Here is a 3,339-nt window from a genome sequence, read left to right on the forward strand (position 1 = left end):
ACGAAGACCGTCGATACTTTCAGCTCGTCGACATCGGCATTTTCGTTATGCTCTGCATTCGCAATTGCCGATTCCAAAACCTTCTTAACAATTGCGGCGGCTTTCTTTGAGCTGAAATTCAACAGGTTTAGCGCTTTTTCAACCGGCAAACCGCGAATCTGATCGCCAACCAATCTTGCCTTCTGAGCAGACAGCGGAGCGTTACTCAATTTTGCTGATACTTCCACATTCACTCCTTATCTCGATTTCTTGTCAGCAATATGGCCCTTGTAGGTTCTCGTTGGCGAAAACTCACCCAACTTGTGACCAACCATATTTTCGGTAATCAAGACCGGCACGTGTAGTTTTCCGTTATGAACCGCTATGGTCAGCCCCAACATCTCAGGACTAATCATCGACCTTCTAGACCAGGTTTTAATCGGTTTCCTATTATTCGTTCGAACCGCTTCGTCTACTTTCTTCAACAAGTGGTGATCGATAAATGGACCTTTTTTAATTGAACGTGGCACGTCAGATACCTCTTATTTTTGCTTACGGCGTCTGACAATCATATTGTCAGTACGTTTGTTTTTGCGCGTTTTATAACCCTTAGTAGGGGTACCCCAGGGTGATACCGGGTGTCTACCACCGGAAGTGCGCCCTTCACCGCCACCATGGGGATGATCGACCGGGTTCATTGCGACACCGCGCACTGTCGGGCGAACGCCTCTCCATCTCTTCGCACCGGCTTTCCCTAACGAAATCAAGTTATGTTCGGAGTTAGATACTTCGCCGACGACACCCTTGCAATCTGCGGAGACCTTACGCATCTCACCGGATCGCAGGCGAACTGTAACGTAGGCGCCGTCTTTCGCGACCAATTGCACCGACGTTCCGGCGCTCCGGGCGATTTGAGCTCCTTTACCCGGCCGCAACTCTACGCAGTGCAAAGTCGTGCCAAGTGGCATGTTCCGCAATGGCATGCAATTGCCTGGTTTAACTGGCGTTGTTTCGGCACTCAGTATTTCTTGACCCAGCTCAATGCCTTTGGGCGCGATAATATAGCGGCGCTCACCGTCTTTAAATAACACCAACGCGATATTCGCAGTCCGATTTGGGTCATATTCGATCCGTTCAACAACAGCCGGAATGTCTGTCTTGTTGCGTTTGAAATCTATGATACGGTAGAACTTTTTGTGTCCTCCGCCGATGTGGCGCGTGGTGATTCGCCCCATGTTGTTACGACCGCCAGTGTTCCCTTTTTTGTCCAGTAGTTGCGCAAATGGCTTACCCTTATGCAAATCATTATTTTGTACACGCACTACAAACCGAGAACCTGGAGATGTCGGCTTTGATTTCAGAATAGCCATGCTCTTCTACCGCTCCTAATTAACCTAATTAAAACTTACTATGCCGTTGCCAATTCGATGCTATGACCGGATTCAAGCTTTATGTATGCTTTTTTCCAATCAGAGCGTTTACCGATACTGCGTCCAAATCTCTTTATTTTTCCTTTCACGTTCAAAACCCGAACTGATTCGACTTTTACATTGAACATGAGCTCGACCGCCTGCTTTACTTGTAGTTTGCTAGCAGTTTTTTGAACCTTAAAGACGAACTGGTTGTTTTGATCCGCAGCGTTTGTGCTTTTTTCTGAAATGATTGGGGCCTGCAGCACATTTGCTAACTTAATTTTTTGAGCACTCATGCCAATCGCTCCTCAATTTGTTTCAACGCCGCCGCAGTGGCAATGACTTTGTCAGCCGAAACCAAAGACACCGGATCGACGCTGGTCGGTGTTACAACTGCGACATAAGGAATATTCCGGGCAGCAAGAATCAGATTTTCGTTCAAATCCTCAGCCACTACTAGTAGACGTTTGACCTGGATCCCGCTGATTTTTTTCAGGAACTCTTTGGTCTTTGGCACGGCAGGAGTGAGGTCATCGCAAACCGCAAGACGCCCCTGTCTTAAAAGCTCTGAAAAGATTGAGCGTATGCCTACTTTGTACATTTTTTTGTTCAACTTTTGGTCGTACGAACGGGGCTGGGCGGCAAATGTAACACCGCCTGTCCGCCAAATTGGGCTGCGAGTGCTACCAACGCGTGCACGTCCAGTGCCTTTTTGCCGCCACGGCTTAGCGCAGCCTCCGCTCACGTCCGAGCGAGTCTTTTGCGCTTTCGTTCCGGCCCTAGCCCCAGCCATGTATTTTGTTACCAGTTGATGCACCAGCGTCTCGTTGTATTCTTGACCGAATACGGCTTCAGAGACATCGAGCGCTTGAGCTGCGTCTCCACCGTTTATTGCAGGTATTTGCAAACTCATAAATTAACCTTATTAACCTTTCTTGACTGCTGGTGTGATGACGACATCACCGCCCTTAGCACCGGGTACAGCACCTCTGACGAGTATTAACCCCCTTTCAGAGTCAATAGAATGAACCGTCAGGTTTTGTACCGTGGTTTTCACCGCACCCATCTGACCGCACATTTTCTTGCCCTTGAAAACCCGTCCAGGGGTCTGATTCATACCATTCGAACCGGGTACACGGTGAGATCGCGAGTTACCGTGCGTTGCATCCTGAGTACGGAAGTTATGCCTTTTAACCGTACCGGCAAAACCTTTACCGATACTTGTGCCGGACACGTCCACTTTTTGTCCGGCTTCAAAAACATTTACGTCCAAAGATGCGCCGGGCGCCAAATCGACACCTTGTTCGTCGCTCAGCCGAAACTCCCACAAACCCCTACCCGCTGTAACGTTGGCAGATGCATAGTGACCGGCCATTGCTCTATTGACTTTCGAAGACTTGATATCGCCCGCAGCAACTTGAACCGCACGATACCCATCTTTTTCGATACTTTTCACTTGTATGACCCTATTCGAGTCAATTTGGAGCACAGTTACTGGTACCGCTGAACCGTCTTCGCAAAAAATCCGGGTCATACCACATTTACGACCAATAAGACCTATTGACATCTGCCAATCCTCAAAATTATTACTTACTGCTTATTTCAGCTTGATTTGTACATCTACGCCAGCCGCCAGATCCAACTTCATCAAGGCATCGACTGTTTTATCGGTTGGCTCGACTATATCAAGCAACCGCTTATAAGTTCTCAACTCGTACTGGTCGCGCGCATCTTTGTTAACGTGAGGCGAAATAAGTACTGTGAATCTTTCTTTTCTAGTAGGCAAAGGAATCGGACCCTTAACTTGGGCGCCAGTCCGCTTCGCTGTCTCTACTATCTCTCCGGCGGATTGATCGATGAGTTTATGATCGAATGCCTTTAATTGGATTCTGATAGTTTGATTTGCCATGGTTAATTACTCGATGATAGAAGCCACGACGCCGGCACC

7 protein-coding genes are annotated in these 3,339 nt (G+C 48.1%); all 7 read right to left on the minus strand.

Translation table 11 applies throughout. The features are described from left to right. Positions 1–227 (minus strand): 50S ribosomal protein L22 (gene rplV / locus A1355_RS09570; RefSeq protein WP_064027406.1); only part of this gene is annotated, 227 nt, incomplete at its 3' end. Between the two features lie 9 nt (positions 228–236). Further along, entirely contained in the window at positions 237–509 is a 273-nt protein-coding gene (gene rpsS, locus A1355_RS09575; RefSeq protein ID WP_064027395.1) for a 30S ribosomal protein S19, read from the minus strand. Positions 510–521: 12 nt separating this feature from the next. Further along, the gene (gene rplB / locus A1355_RS09580; protein ID WP_064027397.1) at positions 522–1,349 is read right to left on the minus strand and encodes a 50S ribosomal protein L2; all 828 of its coding nucleotides are present in this window, start codon (positions 1,347–1,349) and stop codon (positions 522–524) included. A gap of 38 nt (positions 1,350–1,387) precedes the next feature. Then, the gene (gene rplW, locus A1355_RS09585; protein WP_064027399.1) at positions 1,388–1,687 is read right to left on the minus strand and encodes a 50S ribosomal protein L23; all 300 of its coding nucleotides are present in this window, start codon (positions 1,685–1,687) and stop codon (positions 1,388–1,390) included. Then, positions 1,684–2,304, minus strand: coding sequence for a 50S ribosomal protein L4 (rplD, locus tag A1355_RS09590; protein WP_064027402.1), 621 nt, complete (start codon positions 2,302–2,304; stop codon positions 1,684–1,686). Before rplD ends, rplW begins: the two co-directional genes overlap by 4 nt. A gap of 12 nt (positions 2,305–2,316) precedes the next feature. Then, entirely contained in the window at positions 2,317–2,958 is a 642-nt protein-coding gene (rplC, locus tag A1355_RS09595; RefSeq protein ID WP_064027404.1) for a 50S ribosomal protein L3, read from the minus strand. A 30-nt stretch (positions 2,959–2,988) separates the two neighbouring features. Next, positions 2,989–3,300 (minus strand): 30S ribosomal protein S10, encoded by a 312-nt coding sequence (gene rpsJ, locus A1355_RS09600; protein ID WP_020484801.1) that lies wholly within the window; start codon positions 3,298–3,300, stop codon positions 2,989–2,991. Positions 3,301–3,339: the final 39 nt, after the last annotated feature.

Source organism: Methylomonas koyamae, assembly GCF_001644025.1.
GTDB lineage: Bacteria > Pseudomonadota > Gammaproteobacteria > Methylococcales > Methylomonadaceae > Methylomonas > Methylomonas koyamae_A.

Excerpts from the sequence above, each read along its gene's own strand:
- rpsJ (WP_020484801.1), bottom strand. The coding sequence starts at position 3,300 with ATGGCAAATCAAACTATCAGAATCCAATTAAAGGCATTCGATCATAAA.
- rplD (WP_064027402.1), bottom strand. The coding sequence starts at position 2,304 with ATGAGTTTGCAAATACCTGCAATAAACGGTGGAGACGCAGCTCAAGCG.
- rplB (WP_064027397.1), bottom strand. The coding sequence starts at position 1,349 with ATGGCTATTCTGAAATCAAAGCCGACATCTCCAGGTTCTCGGTTTGTA.
- rplW (WP_064027399.1), bottom strand. The coding sequence starts at position 1,687 with ATGAGTGCTCAAAAAATTAAGTTAGCAAATGTGCTGCAGGCCCCAATC.
- rplC (WP_064027404.1), bottom strand. The coding sequence starts at position 2,958 with ATGTCAATAGGTCTTATTGGTCGTAAATGTGGTATGACCCGGATTTTT.